At 63.1% G+C, this 22323-nt stretch carries 20 protein-coding genes; 2 read left to right on the forward strand and 18 right to left on the reverse strand.

Annotation, left to right across the window (positions count from 1 at the left end; translation table 11 throughout):
• Positions 1 to 67: 67 nt before the first annotated feature.
• Positions 68 to 955, forward strand: a complete 888-nt coding sequence (locus AC0CMF_RS18360) for a DMT family transporter (RefSeq protein ID WP_374630452.1) — start codon at positions 68 to 70, stop codon at positions 953 to 955.
• Positions 956 to 999: 44 nt separating this feature from the next.
• Here the strand turns inward: AC0CMF_RS18360 and serA are convergent, their stop codons facing one another.
• The 18 genes from serA to ruvC all read right to left on the reverse strand — a co-directional run bounded on the left by serA (position 1000) and on the right by ruvC (position 21447).
• Positions 1000 to 2586 (reverse strand): phosphoglycerate dehydrogenase, encoded by a 1587-nt coding sequence (gene serA / locus AC0CMF_RS18365; RefSeq protein WP_374630450.1) that lies wholly within the window; start codon positions 2584 to 2586, stop codon positions 1000 to 1002.
• A gap of 140 nt (positions 2587 to 2726) precedes the next feature.
• Complete coding sequence (locus AC0CMF_RS18370; RefSeq protein WP_374630448.1) at positions 2727 to 3899, reverse strand: phosphoserine transaminase; 1173 nt, start codon at positions 3897 to 3899, stop codon at positions 2727 to 2729.
• Between the two features lie 165 nt (positions 3900 to 4064).
• On the reverse strand, positions 4065 to 4895 hold the full coding sequence (locus tag AC0CMF_RS18375; RefSeq protein ID WP_122522008.1) for an outer membrane protein: 831 nt from the start codon (positions 4893 to 4895) through the stop codon (positions 4065 to 4067).
• 328 nt (positions 4896 to 5223) lie between these two features.
• Positions 5224 to 6567 (reverse strand): phosphoglucosamine mutase, encoded by a 1344-nt coding sequence (gene glmM, locus AC0CMF_RS18380; protein ID WP_123195135.1) that lies wholly within the window; start codon positions 6565 to 6567, stop codon positions 5224 to 5226.
• A gap of 151 nt (positions 6568 to 6718) precedes the next feature.
• Complete coding sequence (gene ftsH / locus AC0CMF_RS18385; protein WP_050472484.1) at positions 6719 to 8644, reverse strand: ATP-dependent zinc metalloprotease FtsH; 1926 nt, start codon at positions 8642 to 8644, stop codon at positions 6719 to 6721.
• Positions 8645 to 8872: 228 nt separating this feature from the next.
• Positions 8873 to 10234, reverse strand: coding sequence for a tRNA lysidine(34) synthetase TilS (tilS, locus tag AC0CMF_RS18390; protein ID WP_374630445.1), 1362 nt, complete (start codon positions 10232 to 10234; stop codon positions 8873 to 8875).
• The gene (gene ybgF, locus AC0CMF_RS18395) at positions 10218 to 11234 is read right to left on the reverse strand and encodes a tol-pal system protein YbgF (protein ID WP_050472482.1); all 1017 of its coding nucleotides are present in this window, start codon (positions 11232 to 11234) and stop codon (positions 10218 to 10220) included. Before ybgF ends, tilS begins: the two co-directional genes overlap by 17 nt.
• Before the next feature lie 159 nt (positions 11235 to 11393).
• Positions 11394 to 11885: a peptidoglycan-associated lipoprotein Pal gene (pal, locus tag AC0CMF_RS18400; protein ID WP_050472481.1), complete on the reverse strand. Its 492-nt coding sequence runs from the start codon at positions 11883 to 11885 to the stop codon at positions 11394 to 11396.
• 181 nt (positions 11886 to 12066) lie between these two features.
• The gene (tolB, locus tag AC0CMF_RS18405) at positions 12067 to 13422 is read right to left on the reverse strand and encodes a Tol-Pal system beta propeller repeat protein TolB (RefSeq protein WP_050472480.1); all 1356 of its coding nucleotides are present in this window, start codon (positions 13420 to 13422) and stop codon (positions 12067 to 12069) included.
• A 35-nt stretch (positions 13423 to 13457) separates the two neighbouring features.
• On the reverse strand, positions 13458 to 13811 hold the full coding sequence (locus AC0CMF_RS18410; protein ID WP_157757113.1) for an energy transducer TonB: 354 nt from the start codon (positions 13809 to 13811) through the stop codon (positions 13458 to 13460).
• A 51-nt stretch (positions 13812 to 13862) separates the two neighbouring features.
• Complete coding sequence (locus AC0CMF_RS18415; RefSeq protein WP_050472478.1) at positions 13863 to 14852, reverse strand: cell envelope biogenesis protein TolA; 990 nt, start codon at positions 14850 to 14852, stop codon at positions 13863 to 13865.
• Positions 14853 to 14867: 15 nt separating this feature from the next.
• Complete coding sequence (gene tolR / locus AC0CMF_RS18420; protein ID WP_058898788.1) at positions 14868 to 15311, reverse strand: protein TolR; 444 nt, start codon at positions 15309 to 15311, stop codon at positions 14868 to 14870.
• Positions 15312 to 15314: 3 nt separating this feature from the next.
• Positions 15315 to 16022, reverse strand: coding sequence for a protein TolQ (gene tolQ / locus AC0CMF_RS18425; protein WP_050472476.1), 708 nt, complete (start codon positions 16020 to 16022; stop codon positions 15315 to 15317).
• A gap of 273 nt (positions 16023 to 16295) precedes the next feature.
• Positions 16296 to 16748 (reverse strand): tol-pal system-associated acyl-CoA thioesterase, encoded by a 453-nt coding sequence (gene ybgC, locus AC0CMF_RS18430; protein WP_058898787.1) that lies wholly within the window; start codon positions 16746 to 16748, stop codon positions 16296 to 16298.
• A 115-nt stretch (positions 16749 to 16863) separates the two neighbouring features.
• On the reverse strand, positions 16864 to 18975 hold the full coding sequence (locus tag AC0CMF_RS18435) for a methyl-accepting chemotaxis protein (protein WP_374630440.1): 2112 nt from the start codon (positions 18973 to 18975) through the stop codon (positions 16864 to 16866).
• A gap of 161 nt (positions 18976 to 19136) precedes the next feature.
• Positions 19137 to 20183, reverse strand: coding sequence for a Holliday junction branch migration DNA helicase RuvB (gene ruvB / locus AC0CMF_RS18440; protein ID WP_374630438.1), 1047 nt, complete (start codon positions 20181 to 20183; stop codon positions 19137 to 19139).
• A gap of 122 nt (positions 20184 to 20305) precedes the next feature.
• Positions 20306 to 20923: a Holliday junction branch migration protein RuvA gene (gene ruvA, locus AC0CMF_RS18445; protein WP_050472472.1), complete on the reverse strand. Its 618-nt coding sequence runs from the start codon at positions 20921 to 20923 to the stop codon at positions 20306 to 20308.
• Positions 20920 to 21447, reverse strand: coding sequence for a crossover junction endodeoxyribonuclease RuvC (gene ruvC / locus AC0CMF_RS18450; RefSeq protein ID WP_050472471.1), 528 nt, complete (start codon positions 21445 to 21447; stop codon positions 20920 to 20922). Before ruvC ends, ruvA begins: the two co-directional genes overlap by 4 nt.
• 100 nt (positions 21448 to 21547) lie before the next feature.
• On the opposite strand from ruvC, the gene AC0CMF_RS18455 reads away from it, so the two are divergent.
• Positions 21548 to 22312, forward strand: a complete 765-nt coding sequence (locus AC0CMF_RS18455; protein WP_123195140.1) for a sulfite exporter TauE/SafE family protein — start codon at positions 21548 to 21550, stop codon at positions 22310 to 22312.
• The last annotated feature ends 11 nt before the right edge of the window (positions 22313 to 22323 follow it).

The raw sequence follows: 22323 nt of genomic DNA on the forward strand, positions 1-22323 counted from the left end.
AACTGAAAGTCCGTTGTAAACACTGCCGGCCAGCATCAACACTCGCCTCAAACATCCGGACACAATCATGTCATTAGCCGCCTGGCTGCTGCTGTTTTTCCTCAGTGCCCTGTGGGGCGGCTCGTTCCTCTTTGCCAAGGTGGCGGTGGCCGAGATACCGCCGCTGATGCTGGTGTTCCTCAGGGTGCTGATTGCCGCCGCCGTGCTGCATCTGGTGCTCCGGCTGTCGCGGCACCGTTTCCCCCGTGATCCGAAGCTGCTGGCAAGCTTCCTTGTCATGGGCCTGCTCAACAACGTGATTCCCTTCTCGCTGATCTTCTGGGGCCAGACGGGCATCGCGGCAGGCCTTGCCTCGATCCTCAATGCCACAACGCCGATTTTCACCTTCCTGATCGCCGCCGTGGTGCTGCATCAGGAACCGGTAACGGCCAACCGCATAGCAGGGGTGCTGCTGGGACTGTCAGGCGTGGCGCTGATGCTGTCTTCCAGCCTTGCCGGGCTCAGCTCCGATCCGCTCTGGGCGCAGGCCGCCTGCCTGGGCGCCGCCCTCTCCTACGGTTTCGCCGGAGCTTTCGGCCGCCGCTTCAAGGGCACGCCGCCGCTCGTCACCGCAACCGGCCAGATCACCGGCTCCACCTTGCTGATGCTGCCGGTCGCGCTTTTCTCGGCCGGAAGCTGGTCACCGGCGGATATCAGCCTGCTGGTCTGGGGCAATGTGCTGGCGCTCGCCGTGCTCGCCACGGCGCTCGGCTACATGATCTTCTTCCGGCTTCTGGGCGAGGCAGGGGCAACCAACACCTCGACGGTCACCCTGCTGGTCCCCGTCTGCGCCCTCGGCTTCGGATATCTGCTGCTGGGCGAGAGGCTTTATCCGGTACAATTCGCCGGGCTCGGCATTCTGCTCTGCGGCCTCGTGCTGCTTGACGGGCGGGTGCTGAAACTGCTGCGCCGGTAAAATAAAAAAGCGGCACCCTGCCGGATGCCGCTCCCTATGCCTTTTTAGAACTTCAGCGCCTTGGCCTGTTTCACCAGCGGCAGCGATTCGATGGCTGTCAGCGTGGCGGCAGGCACTTCACCGTCCACCTCCAGCAGGGCAATCGCGTCGCCCCCCGGCTCCGTGCGGCCAAGGTTGAAGGTGGCGATGTTGATGCCCGCCTCGCCCAGAAGGCTGCCGAACTTGCCGATGAAGCCCGGCTTGTCCTCGTTGGTGATGTAGAGCATGTAGGGGCCGAAACCGGCTTCCATGTTGATGCCCTTCACCTGGATGATGCGCGGCTTGCCATCGGCAAACACCGTGCCCGCAACGGAGCGCTCCTGCCGGTCGGTGACGATGGTCAGGCGCATGTAGGTCTCGTAGGCGCCCATCTGGCCGCGCCGCACCTCTTCCACCTGAATATCCCGCTCGCGGGCGATGGCAGGGGCCGACACCATGTTGACGGTCTGCAGCACCGGCGTCAGCACGCCGGTCAGCGCCGCCGCCGTCAGGGCACGGGTGTTCATGTCGGCAATCGTGCCCTCATATTCGATGCGGATCTTGCGGATGCCGGTTTCCGTGAGCTGGCCCGCAAAGGAACCCAGCTGCTCGGCCAGCCGCACGAAGGGCGTCAGGCGCGGCGCTTCTTCCGCCGAGATCGAAGGCATGTTGAGCGCGTTGATGACGGCACCGCTCATCAGATAGTCCGAGATCTGCTCGGCCACCTGCAGGGCAACGTTCTCCTGCGCCTCTTCGGTCGAAGCGCCCAGATGCGGGGTGCAGACCATGTTCGGCGCGCCGAAGAGCACGTTTTCCTTCGCAGGCTCCTCGACAAACACATCGAACCCGGCCCCTGCCACATGGCCCGTATCAAGTGCCGCCCGCAGGGCCACCTCATCAACCAGACCGCCACGGGCGCAGTTGATGATATAGACGCCGCGCTTGGTCTTCATCAGTGCATCGGCGGAGATGATGTTGCGGGTCTTGTCCGTCAGCGGCGTGTGCAGGGTGATGAAATCGGCCCGCGCCAGCAGCGTGTCCAGCTCGACTTTCTCAACGCCCAGATCCCTTGCCCGCTCAACCGACAGGAACGGGTCAAAGGCAAGAACCTTCATCTTCAGGCCGATGGCCCGGTCGGCGACGATCGAACCGATGTTGCCGCAGCCGATGAGACCCAGCGTCTTGCCGGTGATTTCCACGCCCATGAAGCGGGACTTCTCCCACTTGCCGGCCTGCGTCGAGGCATCGGCGGCCGGGATCTGCCGGGCGAGCGAGAACATCATCGCAATGGCATGCTCCGCCGTGGTGATGGCGTTGCCGAAGGGCGTGTTCATCACGATGATGCCCTTGGCGGTGGCAGCCGGGATATCGACATTGTCGACGCCGATGCCCGCGCGGCCGATCACCTTCAGCCGCGTGGCGGCGGCAATCACCTTTTCGGTCACCTTGGTGGCCGAACGGATGGCAAGGCCGTCATACTCGCCGATCACGGCCAGCAGCGCGTCCTTGTCCTTGCCCAGCTCCGGGCGGAAATCCACGTCGATGCCACGGTTCTTGAAGATCTGGATGGCTGCTTCCGACAGCTGATCCGAAATGAGCACTCTGGGAGCCATGAAACTCTCCTTCATTCAGCGCGCTTCAGGCAAGGCAGCACCGTCTACGGTTCAACCGGTGAACCGCAGCAGGCGCCTCACGCGGGCGCAGGATTTTGGTGAAGTGCAAGGCCCGGAGAAAAGCTCACCGGGCCCTCGCATCAAGCGGCGGCCTGCAGGCGGGCCTTCTGAGCCGCAAAGGCCCAGTCGAGCCAGGGCAGAAGGGCCGCAACGCTGTCCGGATCCACCGTCGCACCGCACCAGATGCGGAAGCCCGTCGGGGCATCGCGGTAGGAGCCGATGTCATAGGCGACGCCTTCAGCCTCCAGCGCGGAGGCCATGGCCTTGGCGAACGCCGCCTGCCCCGCATCGTCCAGCGCCGTAACCGCCGGATCAACGATCTTCAGGCAGACGGAGGTGTTGGAGCGCGTGGCCGGATCAACGGCGAGGAAGTCCACCCACGGCGTCTCTTCCACCCAGCGGGCGATATGCCCGGCGCTGGTGTCGGCGCGGCCGATCAGGGCCTTCAGGCCGCCGATGGAGGATGCCCATTCCAGCGCATCGATATAGTCCTCGACGCAGAGCATGGACGGGGTGTTGATGGTCTCGCCCTTGAAGATGCCTTCGATCAGCTTGCCCTTGGAGGTCAGGCGGAAAATCTTCGGCAGCGGCCAGGCGGGGGTGTAGCTCTCCAGCCGGGCAACGGCGCGCGGGCTGAGGATCAGCATGCCATGGGCGCCTTCACCGCCGAGTGCCTTCTGCCAGGAGAAGGTGACCACATCGAGCTTGGCGAAGTCCAGGTCCTGCGCGAAAGCGGCGGAGGTGGCATCGCAGATGACGAGGCCTTCCCGGTCTGCCGGAATCCAGTTGGCGTCCGGCACGCGCACGCCGGACGTGGTGCCGTTCCAGGTGAAGACAACGTCGCGGCTGAAATCGACGCTGCCAAGGTCCGGCAGCTCGCCATAGGGCGCTTCGATGGTGCGGGCATCCAGCTTCAGCTGCTTGACCACATCGGTCACCCAGGTGGAGCCGAAGCTTTCCCAGGCGAGCATGTCGACACCGCGCGCGCCGAGCAGCGACCACAGGGCCATCTCGACCGCGCCCGTGTCCGAGGCCGGAACGATACCGATGCGGTAGTCCGTAGGCACCTCAAGGATCTCACGGGTCTTGTCGATGGCGAGTTCAAGCCGGGTCTTGCCGATCTTGGCGCGGTGGGAGCGGCCAAGGGACTTCACGTCCAGCGCGGCGGCAGACCAGCCGGGGCGCTTGGCGCAAGGACCAGACGAAAAATGGGGATTGGCCGGGCGCTGTGCCGGCTTTGCAGTCGCTGTCATATGCTATCCTCTCAGATAGGCGCTCCTCGTTGGGGAGGAGTGTCCCACTGACTTGGATATGCCCTTCCGGCGGGCCGGTCAAGCCGGATGGAGCCTTGCAGCGCTGCAAAGCGAAAGGCCGGTGCTTGTGGCACCGGCCCCTGAAATGATCCGCGGGGAAGAGGATCAGTAACGGGCAGAGACAGCATTGCCCGAATAGAGCATCGGACGGTTGACCGGGCCAGCCGTATCGAAGTTGTAGCGCACGCCAAGCCGGATTTCGTGAGCGGCCAGATCCTTGTACTTGATCCGGCTCTGACCGGTGCCGACGTTGTTCAGCTGAACCGTACGGGCCTCGCCCAGGTTCTTGTAGCGGTAGCCAAGATCAATGTCCCAGTTCGGCGTCACCGCATAGGAGGTACCGGCCATCAGCGCCCAGGCGAAGTTCCACTTGCCGCTCGACCCGTCGTAGGACGTGTTCACGCCATTCGGGTTGAAGGACTTGGTGTCACGCACATTGACATATGCCGCGCCAACACCGGCACCCACGTAAGGGGTGAAGCCATTCCAGGTGCCAACATCCAGGTAGCCGTTCAGCATCAGCGTCCAGACGTCAATATTCGACGTCTCGCGGGAGTATCCCGGGCTCGCACAGGGATCATTACACGGGGCATGACCCGTGTACTTGGCCGACGGCTCGTAGTCGAACGTCAGATCTGAGCGCAGATAGTCGTTGAACTTGTAACCAATACCCGCACCGATGACGACCGTATCGTTCATCTTGTTGCGGTTAAACCGCAGATCACCGATCACGGGATCACTGAAGCTGCCTTTCGGCGCCTGATAAATCTTGTAGCCGATATCGCCGCGCAGATACCAGCCGCCAGTGGCCGGGACTTCGGGGATATGCTCAATCACAGGAGCCGGCAGATCCATCGCCAGATCCGCAGCCAGTGCTGCCTGCGAGATGAAGATCGCACAGCTCGCCAAAGACAACTGCTTGAAAACGCTGCCCATGTCCTCGTCCTTTGAAACAAGCGTCCGCACCAGCCAGGCTGCGGGGCGCGCTTTGGAACATGTCTTAGATCTAGGGCAAAAGGTTTAAAGGGTGCTTAACCGTATTTCTTTACCAGGATTTTTTACCTTAACCCAAGGTAAACAAGAGCAATCACGTTAGGACTTCATTAATAAAAAAGGCACCCGCCTCTCCAGCAGATGCCTTGTGCTTTTACCGCTCCAAAAAGAGCTTACCTCATCTCAGGATGGTCAGGCCCGTGCAGCGTCTGAGCGTTTCAAGGTGTGATGAACAGCATCAGACGCCTTGGGATGAGCCGGTCCCTCGACGTCAGGCAGCCGAACGCGCGACAACTCCGGCGATCTCATCCACCACATCATTGACCAGCGAGGCGTCATCCCCTTCCGCCATGACACGGATCAGCGGCTCTGTCCCGGACGGACGGATGACCAGCCGGCCGCTGCTGCCAAGGCGCTCACGCCCAGCATCTATGGCCGATTTGACCATGTCACTCTCCAGCGGCTTGCCGCTCTTGTAGCGCACGTTCTTCAGCACCTGCGGAACCGGCACGAACTTGGCACAGACCTCGGAGACCGGGCGGTCCTGCTCACGCACGCAGGCGAGAATCTGCAGGGCCGCAATCAGGCCGTCGCCAGTGGTGGCGAAGTCCGACAGTACGAGATGGCCGGACTGCTCGCCGCCCACGTTGAAGCCATGGGCGCGCATGTGTTCGACCACATAGCGGTCCCCCACCTTGGTGCGGGCCAGCTCCAGCCCGCGTGCTCCCAGGAAACGCTCCAGCCCGAGGTTGGACATGACCGTCGCAACGATGCCGGGGCCCGAGAGCTTGCCTGCCGCATGCCAGCTCTCGGCAACGGTTGCCATCAGCTGGTCGCCATCCACCACCTGACCGCGCTCATCGACGATGATCACCCGGTCCGCGTCACCATCCAGCGCAATGCCGATATCGGCCCGCACTTCATGCACCTTGCGCGCCAGCGCATCGGTGGAGGTGGAGCCACAGTCCTGGTTGATGTTGTAGCCGTCCGGATTGACGCCGATGGAGATGACTTCCGCGCCCAGCTCCCACAGCACCGCAGGCGCCACCTTGTAGGCCGCACCATTGGCGCAATCGACGACGATCCGCAGGCCTTCCAGGCTCATGTCGCGCGGCAGGGTGCGCTTGGCAAATTCGATGTAACGGTCGTGCACGCCGTCAATGCGCTTGGCCCGGCCCAGCTGATCGGCGCTGGCAAGGCGCGGCGTCAGGTCGCTGTCCACGAGACGCTCGATTTCGAGCTCGATCTCATCGCTCAGCTTGAAGCCGTCCGGCCCGAAGAACTTGATGCCATTGTCGGCAAAGGGATTGTGCGACGCCGAGATCATGACGCCGAGATCTGCACGCAGCGAGCGCGTCAGCATGGCGACGGCCGGCGTGGGCATCGGTCCGAGCAGGAACACTTCGAGGCCAACGGACGTAAAGCCCGCCACCATGGCATTCTCCAGCATGTAGCCGGACAGGCGCGTATCCTTGCCGATCACGACGCGGCTGCGGTGATGGCCATTGCGGAACATGAGGCCCGCCGCCATGGCGACCTTGAGTGCCACTTCCGCCGTCATCGGATGGGTGTTCGCCTTGCCGCGAATGCCGTCGGTTCCGAAATACTTGCGCATGGGTGAATCACTGCCTTTGCGATTGGTCTTGTGCGTCCCTCATACAGCGTTCCGCCGCAGAAGGCCGGTCAAAATTTGTGATCGACTGTTACGATGAAAAACGCCCGGCCTGTAAAGACCGGGCGTCAGGTTATCAAGAAGGAATGACAGCTCAGGCGAGTGGCTGCGGCTCCATGCCTGAGGGCGCACCGCCCTCCCCGCCGCGCTTGGCACCGGCGGAGGGAACTGCGGAGCTGCGGCCCACCGGCTGGTCATCATCCTCGTCACGAACCGGCGGCTTGCCTGCGAGCAGGTTCTTGATCTCTTCGCCCGACAGGGTTTCGTATTCGATCAGGCCCTTGGCGAGCGTTTCAAGATCGTCCGCACGTTCGGTCAGGATACGGCGGGCTTCGTTGAAGCCATCCTCCACGAACCGGCGCACTTCGGCGTCAATGATACGCGCGGTCTCTTCGGACACGTTCTGCTGGCGGGCAACGGAATGGCCGAGGAACACTTCTTCCTGGTTGTCGCCATAGGCCACCTTGCCGAGCTTGTCGGAATAGCCCCACTGGGTGACCATGGCACGGGCGAGACGGGTCGCCTGCTGAATGTCCGAGGAAGCGCCCGAAGTGACATTCTCAAGGCCGAAGATCAGCTCTTCCGCCACGCGCCCGCCCATGATGATCGCAAGGCGCGAGGTCATCTGGGTGTAGCTCATGGAGATTTCGTCACGCTCGGGCAGCTGCATCACCATGCCAAGCGCACGGCCACGCGGGATGATGGTTGCCTTGTGGACCGGATGCGCCTTCGGCACGCTGAGCGCGACAAGGGCGTGGCCAGCCTCATGATAGGCGGTGCAGCGCTTTTCCTCTTCGGTCATCACCAGCGTGCGGCGCTCGGCGCCCATCATCACCTTGTCCTTGGCGTCTTCGAACTCTGCCATGGTCACGAGGCGCTTGGAACGGCGGGCGGCCAGAAGGGCTGCCTCGTTGACGAGGTTCATCAGATCCGCACCGGAGAAGCCGGGGGTGCCACGGGCAAGAACCTTCACGTCCACATCCGGCGCCAGCGGCACCTTGCGCATGTGCACCTTGAGGATCTTCTCGCGGCCGGTCACATCCGGGTTCGGCACAACGATCTGGCGGTCGAAGCGGCCCGGGCGCAGCAGCGCCGGATCCAGAACGTCCGGACGGTTGGTCGCAGCGATGATGATGATGCCTTCGTTCGGCTCGAAACCATCCATCTCAACGAGGAGCTGGTTCAGCGTCTGCTCGCGCTCGTCATTGCCGCCGCCGAGACCCGCACCACGATGACGGCCGACCGCGTCAATTTCGTCAATGAAGATGATGCAAGGCGCGTTCTTCTTCGCCTGTTCGAACATGTCGCGCACACGGGATGCACCGACACCGACGAACATTTCGACGAAGTCCGAACCGGAGATGGTGAAGAACGGCACATTGGCCTCGCCTGCCACCGCGCGGGCGGTCAGGGTCTTGCCGGTACCCGGAGGGCCGACAAGCAGCACACCGCGCGGAATGCGGCCACCGAGACGCTGGAACTTCTGCGGATCACGCAGGAATTCCACGATTTCCTGGAGGTCTTCCTTGGCTTCATCGATGCCGGCCACGTCGTCAAAGGTCACGCGGCCATGGGCTTCGGTCAGCAGCTTGGCCTTGGACTTGCCAAAGCCCATCGCCTTGCCGCCGGCACCGCCCTGCATCTGGCGCATGAGGAAGATCCAGACGCCGAGGATGATGATCATCGGCAGCCAGGAAATCAGTGCGCCTGCAAGCGAGAAATTCTCTGAAGGCGGACGGGCCTTGATCAGCACGCCCTTGTTGCGCAGCTCGTCCACATATTGGGTGCCGCTGGGCGCATAGGTCTGGAACTGGCCGCCATTGGTGAAGTTGCCGGTGATCAGCTGATCCTGGATCGTTACATCACGAATCTCACCCTGATCCGCCTGGTTCAGGAACTGCGAGAACGGAATGTCATTGGACGCCGTTCTCTGGGAAGAGCCCTGAAACAGCTGGAACAACGCGATCAGCAGGAGCGCGATGATCACCCAGAGGGCAAGATTGCGGAAATTTGCGTTCATTTCGATCCCTTGTCCGCCATCAGGCGTCCATCAACGTCGAGGGGTTGCCGGCTACTGTCCCACAAGATAGGTCGGCATAGTGCCCCTGCCAAGGAGTAGCCGCAGTGTTGCGCGGATCAGCTCACTTTTTTGTTAAGCCCGCGCCGGTTTTCAGCAACATCAGCCTCCCTTAGGGCATGTTGCCTGCAGGTGCAATGACGCACCGCCCCGCACTCTTTGCACAGAGCGTCAATTATCCGGCATCATTGCGGACAGGGCCTGATCTCCGGTGCGGCGCAGAACCAGTCCCGGCTCCCGCGGCAAGGCCCATGCAAGGCAGACTGCGCCGTTTTTGCCGCCACCCTCAAGACGCATGACGGCCGGAAGACGGGCGAAAGCTGCAGTGGGGAAACCACTGGCCCTTGCAAGGGTGCGGACTTCCTCCCGCAGCGCTTCATCTTGCCGCAGCTGCGCCACGGGCATGATCCTGAGGCTCCCCTTAACATCCGGTTTGAGGCAGACACGGTAACGCCCGTCCCAGTGGACGCATTGCCCCGGCAGGAGCTCCACCGCGACCGGCAAGGAGCGGCCCGGTTCCGGCCAAAGCCGCATGCGCCCGCCCGCCGAAACATCAAACACCGCCCCCGCCAGCGTCACCCGCAACGGGCCACCGGCAAGAAGGCGGGCATCCAGCGCCTCCAGGCGGTCGAGACGGGGCGGATGCAGACTGCCGCCCACATGCTGCGCCAGCCGGGCCAGCAGCCGCAGGCGCACCTCTTCGGGCAGTGGTGTCAGGCGCGCAAGGTCGAGACGGGCGAAGTCGGGCACATCACCGGCACAGGCGTCCTTCAGAAGAACATCCACAGCCGCATCAATGGCCTGCGCAGCCCGCGCCATCCGGCGGATGGTGGAACTGATACGGGACGGATCAAACCCCTCAAGCAGCAGCCCGGCCTGAAGCTGGCGCAGGCGCACCCGCTTGTAGGCGGGATTGCTGTTGGAAGGATCATCCACCCAGGAGAGGCCACGAGCCACAAGGGAGGCCTTGAGGCGGGCTCCGGGAACCGTCAGAAAAGGCCGCAGAAGACGCAGACCGAAGGCCCCCCCGGACTGATCCGCCGCCATCGCCGCCAGTCCATAGACACCGCTGCCGCGGGTCAGCCGGTCGAAGAATGTTTCGATCTGATCATCGAGATGATGCGCCAGCACCAGCGCCTCCACGCCGGACAGATCCATGGCATCGGCCATCAGCCGGTAGCGCGCCATGCGGGCTTCCGCCTGCAGATTGGTGAGGCCCTCCGGCGCCTGCCAGGTGAGAATTTTCGCGGGAATCTGCAGGACTTCCGCCTGCTGAACGACAAACCGGACCTCGGCCGCCGCCTCCGGGCGCAAGCCATGATCAACGGTTAGAACCTGAAGGCGTGGCGCCGGAAGGCCGGCAGAATGGCGCGCGCGGGCCCAGCCGGCGGTCAGATGGAGGAGCGCAAGAGAATCACCGCCTCCCGAGACGGCCAGCGCAAGCGACGAGAACCGCTCAAGCGGCGCCAGAAGACGCGCGGCCTCATCATCTGAGACCGGAAATGCGCTGGAAGCATCAGGAGCAGCGGGCACGCTGCTGTTCGGCGCGGGCCTGATCACGCACCGCCTTCGCCGCATTGGGATATTTCGTCAGAAGCTCGGCATAGGTCGCGCAAGCCGCGCCCGTCTCGCCAAGGCCCTTGAGGGAAAGACCCAGTTTCAGCAGGCTGTCGGGTGCTTTCGTGTTCTGCGGATGATCGGTATAGGTCTTCAGGAAAGCGTCCGCAGCACCGCGGAAATCCCCTTGCCCATAAAGGCTTTCCCCCAGCCAGTACTGCGCATTGGGCACCTGATCGCTCTGCGGATAGGCCTCAAGGAAGGAGCGGAAGCCCTGTTCGGCGGAGACGTAATCGCCCTGAAGCGCAAAATTATAGGCGTTGTCGTAATCGGTTCTGGGATCGCCGGTCATGCCGAGGCTCGCGATCTGGCCGGAGAACTCACCATTGCCGCTGTTGACGCCCGGCGGCGTGCCGCCCGGGGAAATGGGCTGCTGCTGCGGCTGGCCAAACTGGCCACGTGCCAGCGCCGACAGATCCAGCGGCCCGCTGCCGGAAGGCGCGCCCTCCTGATAGACCCCGTCCTGATAACCGCCACCGGCCGCAAACTCGGCATCACCCGAGCCCCCCGCCGCATTGCTGCCCGGAGCCATCTGCCCGAGAGTGCCCTCTGCGGGTGCCAGACCGGCACCCGCAGTTGCTGCATTGTTGTTCGCGTGCTGCGGCTGCTGAGCCGGCGCGGCAGGGCCCGCGTCAGAGCGCTTGCCCGGCTGCTTCTGCCCGCCTTCCAGCTGCTGGAAGCGGTACTCGTTGTCTTCCTGCATCCGGCGCAGCTGATCCTGCAACTCACGCAGCTGATAGCTCAGCTGCTCCACCTGACCGTTCAGGCGGCGCATCTGGTCTTCCACTTCGTTGAGGCGCACCTGCGCATCGTTACCGCCACCGCTGCCGAAAAGCTGCGCATTTGCGGACGGCACCGCTGATGCCATCATGCAAACGGCGGCCAGGGCCGCGAGAAGCGTCTTCCATTTCACCATGCTTTACCTCCGGTCTGCCTTCATGGCATCCGATGGATAGCACAGGGCGCGCTGACTTCGGCCAAAATTTGACGGAAACACCGTTCAACCACCAGTTCATATAAAAACAGGCGCGAAGGAAGCCTTCGCGCCTGTCAAATTCTTCACGGGCAGATCAGATCAGCTGCCGGCGCTGTTCAGAACGGTCACAGCGCGGCGGTTCTGGGACCAGCAGCTCTCGTCGTCACACACGGCCACCGGACGCTCCTTGCCATAGGAGATGGTGCGGATGCGCGAAGCCGAAACACCGCGCGAGACGAGGTAGTCGCGGGCAGCGTTTGCACGGCGGGCGCCCAGTGCAATGTTGTACTGACGGGTGCCGCGCTCATCCGCATGGCCTTCCATCGTGATGCTGTAGCGGCTGTAGCTGTTCAGCCACTGCGCCTGCTTGTCGAGGGTCGCCTGCGCCTGACCGCTCAGGGTCGACTGATCGTTTGAGAAGAACACGCGATCGCCGACATTGACCACAAAGTCCTGGCTTGAGCCCGGGGTGGCGTTGGCGCTGCCATCAAGCCCGTCGGTATTGGTGTTGGAGCAGGCAGCCAAGGTCAGCGCAAAACCAATGACAGCCGCCATGCGCGCACCGCGCGCCATCATAGCCGTATTCAACATTCGATAACTCCTCGTCCCGCCGAATCCGGCAAGGTGAACGCATTCTCTACAACAGTGGTTAACAACCGGTTGGCGGCCAGCCCTATCATATAAGAAAGAGCCGGGCACCTCACGTTTTTCTGCGATTCCGGCTCTTCCACACAGGCGTGCCGCCGCCGGAGGCGGCAGCAGATGGCTTCAATCAGTCCAGCAGCGGCGACCAGGCCGGATCCGAGCCGAAGGCCGGAGTGGTGATGCGCTGCTCGTTGTAGCCGGTCAGATCCACGGTCCACACCTGCGGGCCGCCATTGGGGCCCGGCGTGTCGCGGAAGAACGTCAGCACCCGGCCGTTCGGCGCCCAGGCCGGACCTTCGTTATGGTAGCCTTCCGTCAGGATACGCTCACCGCTGCCGTCCGGACGCATCACGCCGATCATGAACCGTCCCTGGTTCTGCTTGGTGAAGGCAATCAGATCCCCGCGCGGCGACCAGACCGGCGTCGAGTAGCGGCCCGGACCAAAGCTGATGCGCTGCGGATTGGAGCCGTCTGCACCCATCACGTAAAGCTGCTGGGTGCCGCCCCGGTCGGATTCGAACACCACCTGGCGGCCATCCGGCGAGAAGGACGGGCTCGTGTCAATGGCCGGCGTATTGGTCAGACGGGTCGTGGCGCGCGAGCGCAGGTCCATGGTGAAGATATTGGCATTGCCGCCCTGCTGCAGGCTCATGATCACCCGCTGTCCGTCCGGCGAGAAACGCGGCGCAAAGGTCATGCCGGGGAAGTTGCCGACAATCTCGCGCTGACCGGTCTCGATATTGAGCAGGAAAACGCTCGGATCGGCCCCGGTGTAGGCCATATAGGTGATTTCCTGCGTCGTCGGCGAGAAGCGCGGCGTCAGCACCAGTTCATCGCCACGGGTCAGATACCGCAGGTTGGCGCCGTCCTGATCCATGATGGCCAGACGCTTGACGCGCTTCTGCTTCGGGCCGCTTTCATCGACGAAAACGATACGGGTATCGAAATAGCCCTTTTCACCGGTCAGGCGCTCATAGATGGCATCGGAAATGATATGGCCAAGGCGGCGCCAGTTCTCCGGCGTGGTGAAGAACTGCTGGCCCAGCATCTGCTGGCCGGCGAACACATCCCACAGGCGGAACTCGGCGCGCAGCCGGCCATCCGGCTGGCGGGTGACGGAACCGGAAACGAGCGCCTGCGCCCCGATGGTGCGCCAGTCACCAAAACGCGGGGTCGTCTGGGCGCTCACGTTCTTTTCGATGAAGCTGGCCGGGTCGAGCGGACGGAAAAGCCCGGAGCGGCGCAGATTGTTGGAGATCACCTCCGTCAGCTGACGCGCCAGCTGGGCGTCACCGCCTTCAGGAGAGAAATCCGGCAGGGCGATCGGCATCGGCTCGATCGTGCCCTGCGTGATGTCGATTTCGATCAGGGCGCTGGCCGGCGCAATCATTGCCGCGCCAGACACCGAGATGGCGCAAACCGCCAGGGCCGCACGCAGGGCCGTGGCAAGGCGCCGTTTAATCTGGAAGGCTCTCATCTTCATCGAGGCTCCGGTTTTTCCTAAAGTCCACCAGTCCGTCATTGATGGACAAAATTGATGACAATCTCACGCCAGGCCTCGTATTTGGCCTCTGGCAACGAATAGGGCGCGCATCGCTGCACAGCCCGGATGGTGCTCTGGGCGAGCAACTGCCCATCCACACCGTCTGCCGCCTCTACAACCTGCGGCGTTCCATCCAGTTCCCCGGACGGCGTTAATCTGAACCGCACCTTCACCTCGGCGCTGGTGCCAGCTTGCAGTTGAGGCGGCATCCAGCAGCGCTGGACCGCCTCCCGCAGGCCAGAGATTTCCTGTCCGGTCAGCGTCTGCGTGTCAGACGCCTTGGCCATCGGCGGCACGGCAAGCGCACAAAGCAGCAATGCAGTCTGCATCAGGTGCCTGCCCAGCCCGGAATGCCTCGCCCCGCCTGGCCGCCTCATGTGTCAGCCCCCCAGCATCTGGCTTGGGTCGAAGTTGATGATGACCTCACGCCAGGCATCATACTTCTCGGCCGGAAGCGTATAGGGCTGGCAGCGCATGACGGCGCGCACGGCACTGTCGGAAGCGGCCCGGAACGAGGGGTTGCCGCTCGAGTTGATCACCCGGGGAGACCCTTCCACTTCGCCAGCCATGCTCAGATTGAACTGCAGGCGCACGGCAAGATCCGAAGCTCCCGCAGCACCGACCGGCGGGTTCCAGCACCTTGCGATCTGGCCGCGCAGCGCATCCAGCTCCGACACCGTCATCTTGACGTTGTTGTTGCCCGTGCGGCTGCCCAGGGAGGCGGCCTCCGTGGCACCGGCGGTGCCACCGCCGGAGGGATCAACCTTGTTCAGCAGCGCGCTGATCTCGTTCGGGTTGAACTTTTCGTCCTTCTTCGGCTGCTGCTGGGCGGTCTGCTGCTGCGGCTTCGGCGGCACTGGCTTGGAACGCGGGGTCACCTTCACCGGCTCGGACATAAGCGGCTTGGGCGCTTCCTCGGCAGGTGCAGCTTCTGCCACGGCCTGCTTGACAGGCTCCGGCTCGGCCTTCGGTGCAGGCTCTGCAGCCGGTTTGACCGGTGCAGGCTTCACCGGGGCAGGCTCTGGCGTTGGCGTGGGTGGCGGCGTCGATGACTCCTGCGCGGCAACAGACTGATTGGTCGGCCGGGGTGTCGGCGGCGTCTGCAGTTCGGTCTTCGCCTCCCCGGCCGTCTTGTCCGGTTCAGGCGCCTTCTTGTTGGCTTCCTTGGCGGTGGACTCGTTCGGCTGTTCCTTCAGCTCCGCGGTCTTTTCACCCTTGTGCAGCTGGGTGAATTCACCAATCGGCACCAGATCAACCGGCAGGGACTCCATCGGCTTGGTGTCAAACGGTTCCGCCCCCGGAAGCGCAACAAGCCCCCAGAGCACAAGAGCCATATGGCCCGAGACGGAAACGATCAAGCCTGTGCGCATGATGCGTCAGGTTCCCTATTCAGCAAGTGTCACAAGCCCAAGGCGCTTGAAGCCGGCAGCGTTGATCCGGCCCATGATCTGCATCATCGTGCCATAGGCCGCCGTCTGATCGCCCTTCACGAAGATCCGCTCCTCGTAGCCATTTTCAGCAATGGCAGACAGTTTCGGCACCACCTCATCCAGCGCGATCTCGGTGTTCTGGATGAAGATCTTCCCATCCGCCGTCACGGAAATCGTGATCGGCTCATTGTCCCCCTGCAGGGGCTTGGCCGCCGTCTGCGGCAGATCCACCGGCACACCGGAGGTCATCAGCGGCGCGGCCACCATGAAAATGATCAGAAGCACCAGCATCACGTCCACGAAGGGGGTGATGTTGATTTCATTCATGGGCGTCGCACGGCGGCCGCCGCGTCTGCGCCGTCCTCCACCGCCGCCGCCCGCTCCAACACTCATACCCATGGGTCAGATCCGTTCGTCAATCTGGCGGGACAGGATGGCCGAGAACTCGTCCGCAAAACCTTCCATGCGGGCAGAGAGCTTGGCCACATCCGTCTGCAGCTTGTTATAGGCAATAACCGCCGGAATTGCGGCAAGCAGGCCGAGAGCCGTTGCCAGCAGAGCTTCGGCGATACCCGGAGCCACGACGGCAAGCGAGGTGTTTTCGGACTGGGCGATGGACTGGAACGCCGTCATGATGCCCCAGACCGTCCCGAACAGGCCGATGAAGGGCGCCGCCGAGCCAACCGTTGCCAGAACAAGCAGGCGGGATTCCAGGCGCTCCGTCTCACGGGCAATCGTCACGTCCATCACCCGGTCGATACGCTGCTGCAGGCTGGCAAGAGCCGGCCTTGCGCCTTCATGACTTCGTTTCCATTCGCGCATGGCCGCCACGAACAGGGCAGCCATGGAGTGATTGGCACGGCTCGACAGGGTCTTGTACAGCTCCTCGAGCGACTGGCCCGACCAGAATACAGTTTCAAACCGTGTCATCTGGCGCTTGGTACGGGTAAAAAGCATCGCCTTGTCAACGATGATCGCCCAGCACCAGACCGATGCGATGATCAGACCAAACATCACAAGCTTAACGACGATGTGGGCCTGCCAGAACAGGCCAATGAACGACATGTCGCCATGCGGGGCCGCCATGGTCGTCTGGGCGATTTCATTCATCTAAAAGGGACCTCTTGCCCGTGGAGTTGTCATCATGAGTTAAAAGCACGCCAGGAAACCTGTTGTGTCCCGGCGGCTTCGGTTTCCTCCCGGACCTTTGGTCTTCCTGACCGCTGAATTTGGCAAAACTGGGACTGCGCAACGCGCGCAATCTCCCCTAAACAAAAGGATTAAGGTTACTGCCCTGTTAATGACGTTGCGTCGCACAAATTGATTTGATCCCAAAGCCTCAAAAAGCTTCCGGAAAAGCCACCCAAAGCCGGGTGGTGTTTCTTAATCCGGTTGTACCGGCAGCCTGGCTGCCAGCTCCGGCGGCAGACGCACCGGACGGCCGGAAGCCAGGATCACCGCAACGACGACCTGAGCCGAAACCAGCAGCGAACCGTCGCGCCAGATTTCCTGTTCCAGCACCAGACGGGCGCCGCGCGCTTCGCTGAGACGGGTGCGGACCTCAAGAAGATCATCGATACGGGCCGGCTTCACAAAACGGATCACCATGTCGCGCACGGCGAAGACAATCGGCTGCCCGTGGCTGCCGTCGGCGAGCGCCGCATGATGCACACCGCAAGCCCGCAGCAGTTCCGTCCGGCCGCGCTCGAAGAACCGGACATAGGACCCGTGATAAACGAGCCCGCTGAAATCCGTGTCCTCGTAATAGATGCGGACAGGAAGGACGTGCACACCTTCCACGATCCGGCCATCGGTGGTGCTGTCTTGCTGCGTCATGATGCCATCTGAACTCCCTGCCCGGCCGCATATGCGCGAAACGCCCGGCGCTTGCAAGCCCGCAATGGGCCGGCCAGCACCGGGCGTTCAGGATCCGTCTTCAGATGTTCTGAGGTCAGGCGGCCGCCACCTCGCGCAGGAAGCGTTCCACCGACCGGCGCAGCGTGTCGGCCTGCTGCTTCATGGTGAGCGTGGCTTCCTGCATGGCCGAGGCCGAGCCGGAGTTCTCGGAAATATCCGCATTGAGTGCAGCTACTGCGTTGGCCACCGCCATGGTGCCATGGGCCGCTTCGGAAACATTGCGGGAAATCTCGCCCGTCGCCGAACCCTGCTCGCGCACGGCGCCGGCAATGGAGGCCGTGTAGGAGTTCACCTCTTCCATTGAGTTGGTGACATCGGCGATCTGGTCCACCGCTTCTGCCGTGGAGTTCTGGATGGCGGAAATCTGGGCGGAAATCTCTTCCGTCGCCTTGGAGGTCTGGGTTGCCAGTTCCTTCACTTCCGCGGCCACGACCGCAAAGCCCCGTCCGGCCTCACCTGCACGCGCCGCCTCGATGGTGGCGTTGAGGGCGAGGAGGTTCGTCTGTTCGGCAATGGCGCGGATCAGGTCCACCACTTCACCGATCTTGTTTGCGGCATTGGCAAGCCCTGCAATCTTCTGGTTCGACGACTGGGCATTGGCCGTGGTGCGGCCGACAACATCCGCGGTCGTGGCAACCTGCCGGGCGATTTCAGCGATGGAGGCATTCAGTTCTTCCGTCGCACTGGCAACCGCCTGCACGTTGGAGGACGCATTCTCCGCATCACCGGCGGCCTGCGCCCCGCGATGGGAGGCCGTGTCGGAACGGCTGCTCAGAATGACCGATGTTTCCTCCACGCGGACGAGATTGCTCTCCACCTCCGCCAGCAGCGCCTGCGCCTCTTCCCGGAATCCTGCAATCAGGCCATCAATATGCTTCTCACGCTGCTCGCGGGCCACATGGCCGGTGCGGCGCTCCTCGGCCAGCCGTTCGCGCTCAAGCGAGTTCTCCTTGAAGACCTCGATGCAACGGGCCATCTGGCCGATTTCATCGCCCCGCTCCAGAGCATTGATCGCCACCGAAAGATCGCCATCCGCAATCTGGCGGGCCGTGACGGACAGGGACTGCAGCGGCGCAAACATACGGCTGGTCAGCCACCACATGACGGCAACGATCGGCAGCAGGCAGGCAATGCCCGCGATGACCGCACCCCAGGTGATCTGACGCGCTGCCGCGTTCAGTTCTGCGCTTTCGACAGCGGCGCCGACACCAAACGGCTTGTCGACGCTCAGACCATCCGTCACGGTGTAGCGGTAGGCATTGCCGCCCAGCGTCACCAGGCCATCGCCGGAGCGGATGGCATCAAAGCGGAAAGCCTGCGGCGCCTTGTCGCCATCGAACACAGCGACATTTCCGGCCGCATCCACAAGCAGGGCAAGTTCCGTCTCGCCAATGCCGCCCTTTGCGGAGATCAGACCCGCCAGCTTGGTCATGTCAACCGTGTAGCCGATGACGCCGAAGAACCGGTCATGCGAGAAGACGGGGGTTGCCAGCGTCAGGCGCACACTGCCGTCCGGCGCAACGAGGAAGCCCGAGGATGTGACCCTTGGCAACGCCGTCTCTGTCCTTTCCGGGATATCGAGAATGGCTTTCGCCGCCGCCGTCAGCGGGCCACCCTGCAGTTCGGGTGAACTGAGGTTGCGGGCGAACTCCTCCCCCTTCATGTAGCTGTAGATGACATTGCCATCGAGATCGATGAGCTGAATGTCCTTGAACAGCCCCTGATCCACGAAAGAGCCAATAGCCATGTGGATGGGCTTGTGGTTGTTTGCGTAGAAATTGCCTGCGCTCGATTCCACCAGCAAATGCCGCTCGTCCGGTCCATGCGGGTTGTCATCGATAAAGGTCTTGCGGAGCTGTTCGGTCTGATTTTCCTTCAGCACCTTCCAGCCGGCGGTCATTTTCATGACCGCATCCTTGGCATCGGACACCGATGCAAAGAAGCGGGCGGCATCGACACGCTGCTCGAGGGCAAGTTCCAGCGTGCGGTATTTACCGAGTGTTGCGCTTGAAAGTGCCTTGCTCGCCTGACTGTCGGCTACGTCCCCCGCGAGCCGTGCCGTGACAATGACAATGGCAAGGCACATAATGGCTGCACCGGCGAAAAACATCGCGGCAACCTTGTTGGACAAGCGGTTACGGATCATATGGGGTTCCTCCCTGAACTGGGAGGATCGTGAGCATACTTCCCCAAAAAAGCCTTAATCAGCGCCGGAAATAAGATACAAGGCGCCGAAATACTAACTTAATGAACACTTTTGATTGCAGTTTCTGGCAATGCACAACGTGACAGGTATTTTTCCTTAGGTCACACTTCAGCATCATCCGCGAACAGTCCAAGTTGCGGCGCAGCAGAACTTTGCGGCACTGCGAGACCCAGATGCCGGAAGGCCTGCGCCGTCAGAACCCGCCCGCGCGGGGTGCGCTGCAGGAAGCCGTTCTGGATGAGATAGGGCTCAACAATTTCTTCAATGGCATCGCGCGGTTCGGACAGGGCTGCGGCAATCGTCTCGATGCCCACCGGTCCGCCGCCGAAGTTGAGCGCGATCTGGTTGAGATAGCGCCGGTCGAGACTGTCCAGCCCCGCCCCGTCCACTTCCAGCTGTGACAGCGCCCGGTCCGCCATCCCCCGGTCCACCGTGTCGTTCCCGGCAAAGACGGCGAAATCCCGCACCCGGCGCAGCAGGCGCCCGGCGATGCGCGGCGTGCCGCGGGCGCGCTTGGCAATTTCCCTTGCCCCATCTGGCGCCATGCCGATGCCGAGAATCCGCGCCCCCCGGTTGACGATCAGCTCCAGCTCCTCGACCGTATAGAACTCCAGCCGGACCGGAATGCCGAAGCGGTCCCGCAGCGGCGTGGTCAGCAGGCCAAGACGCGTGGTGGCGGCGACAAGCGTGAACTTCGCCAGATCGATCTTCACCGAGCGGGCAGCAGGCCCCTCGCCGATGATCAGATCCAGCTGGAAATCCTCCATCGCCGGATAGAGCACTTCCTCCACCGCCGGGCTGAGCCGGTGGATTTCGTCGATGAAAAGCACGTCCCGCTCTTCCAGATTGGTCAGAAGCGCCGCCAGATCGCCTGCCTTGGCGATGACCGGGCCGGACGTAGCGCGGAAATTCACCCCAAGCTCGCGCGCCATGATCTGCGCCAGCGTCGTCTTGCCAAGCCCCGGAGGGCCAACGAACAGCACGTGATCCAGCGCCTCGCCGCGGGCTTTTGCCGCACCGATGAAGACCTTCAGATTGGCTCGCGCCTGCGCCTGACCGACGAAATCATCCAGCGCCTGCGGGCGCATGGTGGTGTCGATTTCGTCACCGCGAATTTCCGGCGTGACGAGGCGTTCGGTCTTCTCCATACGCTTTCAACTCCAGACCCCGCCCGTGGCGGAGTGATTGGCACAAGCCCGTGCGGCGCTTGAGCAGATCGGGGGCGCGGTACGTCAGCGCCTCAAAGTCCCGGTATTCCCTTGCCGCCTTCTTACTGGGCCAGTTCCTTCAGGCCAAGGCGGATGAGCGTTTCGGTCGTGGCATCCTCGCCGGCGGACTTCACGGCACGGGCCACGGCCGCACTCGCCTGCGCCTGGGCATAGCCCAGATTGGTCAGCGCCGAAACTGCCTCGGCAACGGGACGGGCGGCGACATTCTCGCTCACCGTCTGTGCCACCGCCAGTGTGTCGGCATCAAGGCTGGAATAGCCCGGCGCCTTGTCCTTCAACTCGATCACCAGCCGTTCGGCCACGCGCTTGCCGACGCCCGGTGCGCGTGCCAGCGCCGCCTTGTCCCCCAGCGCAATGGCGGTTGCCACTTCGCTGGCCTTCAGCACGCTGAGCACGGCCAGCGCCACCTTGGCACCGACGCCCTGCACGGTCATCAGCAGGCGGAACCACTCGCGCTCGGCCTCGGAGGAGAAGCCGTAGAGCCGGATCATGTCCTCGCGCACGATGGTCTCGATGAAAAGCACCGCCGCCTCACCGGCACGCGGCAATCCCTGCAGCACCCGCGAGGGGCAGAACACCTGATAGCCCACGCCGTGGACATCGAGAATGAGGTGGTCGTCACCGTAACTGTCGACCGTACCCTTGAGCTTGCCGATCATGCTGCACCCCGTGCCAATGCCTCAGCCTTTGCCCGCACCGCCGAGGTCTTGCGATGGTGCGCGTGACAGATGGCGATTGCCAGGGCATCCGCCGCATCATCCGTATCAAACTGCGCCTTGGGCAGCAGGATCTTCACCATGTGGCGGATCTGGTCCTTCTCGGCATGCCCCGTGCCCACCACGGTCTTCTTCACGAGATTGGGCGCATATTCGGCCACTTCCAGCCCGTGCAGCGAAGGAACCAGCAGCGCAATGCCGCGCGCCTGGCCAAGCTTCAGCGTCGCGCCGGCGTCCTTGTTGACGAAGGTCAGCTCAACGGCGGCCTCCTGCGGCGCATTCTCGTCGATGACCTTCTGCAGCCCGTCATGCAGCTGCACCAGCCGGGCGGCCAGTTCCCGCTTGTCATCCGACGTGACGGTTCCGGCGGCAACAAAGGTCAGCCGGTTGCCCAGCGCCTCAATGAGGCCCCAGCCGGTGCGGCGCAGGCCGGGATCAATCCCGAGAATTCGAATCGGATGCATCATAGAACAAACCGGTAACAAAACTCTGGCCTTGACGCTAGTGCGAGGGGCTTCTAACGCAGGCTAGCTGCGAAGTTATCCCGCCCTGCGGAAAGGAAGCCCCTTGCAGGACCTCATCACCGCCTACGGCTGGCCCACCCTGATCACCGGTCTTCTGGTCCTCTTCACCGGGGGTGTTGTGCGTGGCTTTGCCGGTTTCGGCGCGGGCATGATCTTCATGCCGGTCGCCGCCGCCCTGTTCTCGCCGCCCGTGGCGGCAGGGGCGTTTCTGCTGCTGGACTACTTCGTCACCCTGCCGCTGCTGCCGCGCGCCCTACGCCTGTGCGACTGGCGCACGGTGCTGCCTGCGGTTCTGGCGGCGGTTGTCTCTGTGCATCTGGGGGCCTGGCTGCTGGTGAGCGCCGATCCGCTGGTCCTGCGCTGGATCATCTGCCTTGTGGTGCTGGCGCTGCTGGGGCTGCTGATCTCCGGCTGGCGCTATGCCGGTACGCCCTCGCCTGCCACCTCCGCCGGCGTCGGCGCTGCAGCGGGCATCATGGGCGGCGTGTCGCAGGTTTCCGGCCCGCCGGTGGTTGCCTTCTGGCTGTCGAGCCCGCATCCCCCGCATGTGATCCGGGCAAATCTCATCGTCTTCTTCGCGCTGGCGGGAACGGGAAGCCTGCTGGCCTATCTGATTGCAGGGGTTTTCAACGGCCGGGTGCTGGCGCTGGCGATTGGCGGCATCGCCGTCTATGGCCTCGGGCTTTATCTCGGCGCGCGCGGCTTCGGCCGGGCCAATCCGCAGCTCTACCGCCGCATCGCCTACAGCCTGATTGCCCTTGCCGCCCTGACGAGCCTGCCTGCGCTGGATGGCTGGCTCGGGCGCTGATCAGACATGCA

This window comes from Pannonibacter sp. CBAS1226 (assembly GCF_055685825.1).

Bases quoted from the DNA above. Each gene is read 5' to 3' on its own strand.
- AC0CMF_RS18360 (WP_374630452.1), top strand. From the start codon at position 68: ATGTCATTAGCCGCCTGGCTGCTGCTGTTTTTCCTCAGTGCCCTGTGG.
- serA (WP_374630450.1), bottom strand. From the start codon at position 2,586: ATGGCTCCCAGAGTGCTCATTTCGGATCAGCTGTCGGAAGCAGCCATC.
- AC0CMF_RS18370 (WP_374630448.1), bottom strand. From the start codon at position 3,899: ATGACAGCGACTGCAAAGCCGGCACAGCGCCCGGCCAATCCCCATTTT.
- AC0CMF_RS18375 (WP_122522008.1), bottom strand. From the start codon at position 4,895: ATGGGCAGCGTTTTCAAGCAGTTGTCTTTGGCGAGCTGTGCGATCTTC.
- glmM (WP_123195135.1), bottom strand. From the start codon at position 6,567: ATGCGCAAGTATTTCGGAACCGACGGCATTCGCGGCAAGGCGAACACC.
- ftsH (WP_050472484.1), bottom strand. From the start codon at position 8,644: ATGAACGCAAATTTCCGCAATCTTGCCCTCTGGGTGATCATCGCGCTC.
- ybgF (WP_050472482.1), bottom strand. From the start codon at position 11,234: ATGGTGAAATGGAAGACGCTTCTCGCGGCCCTGGCCGCCGTTTGCATG.
- pal (WP_050472481.1), bottom strand. From the start codon at position 11,885: ATGTTGAATACGGCTATGATGGCGCGCGGTGCGCGCATGGCGGCTGTC.
- tolB (WP_050472480.1), bottom strand. From the start codon at position 13,422: ATGAAGATGAGAGCCTTCCAGATTAAACGGCGCCTTGCCACGGCCCTG.
- AC0CMF_RS18410 (WP_157757113.1), bottom strand. From the start codon at position 13,811: ATGCAGACTGCATTGCTGCTTTGTGCGCTTGCCGTGCCGCCGATGGCC.
- AC0CMF_RS18415 (WP_050472478.1), bottom strand. From the start codon at position 14,852: ATGCGCACAGGCTTGATCGTTTCCGTCTCGGGCCATATGGCTCTTGTG.
- tolR (WP_058898788.1), bottom strand. From the start codon at position 15,311: ATGGGTATGAGTGTTGGAGCGGGCGGCGGCGGTGGAGGACGGCGCAGA.
- tolQ (WP_050472476.1), bottom strand. From the start codon at position 16,022: ATGAATGAAATCGCCCAGACGACCATGGCGGCCCCGCATGGCGACATG.
- ybgC (WP_058898787.1), bottom strand. From the start codon at position 16,748: ATGACGCAGCAAGACAGCACCACCGATGGCCGGATCGTGGAAGGTGTG.
- AC0CMF_RS18435 (WP_374630440.1), bottom strand. From the start codon at position 18,975: ATGATCCGTAACCGCTTGTCCAACAAGGTTGCCGCGATGTTTTTCGCC.
- ruvB (WP_374630438.1), bottom strand. From the start codon at position 20,183: ATGGAGAAGACCGAACGCCTCGTCACGCCGGAAATTCGCGGTGACGAA.
- ruvA (WP_050472472.1), bottom strand. From the start codon at position 20,923: ATGATCGGCAAGCTCAAGGGTACGGTCGACAGTTACGGTGACGACCAC.
- ruvC (WP_050472471.1), bottom strand. From the start codon at position 21,447: ATGATGCATCCGATTCGAATTCTCGGGATTGATCCCGGCCTGCGCCGC.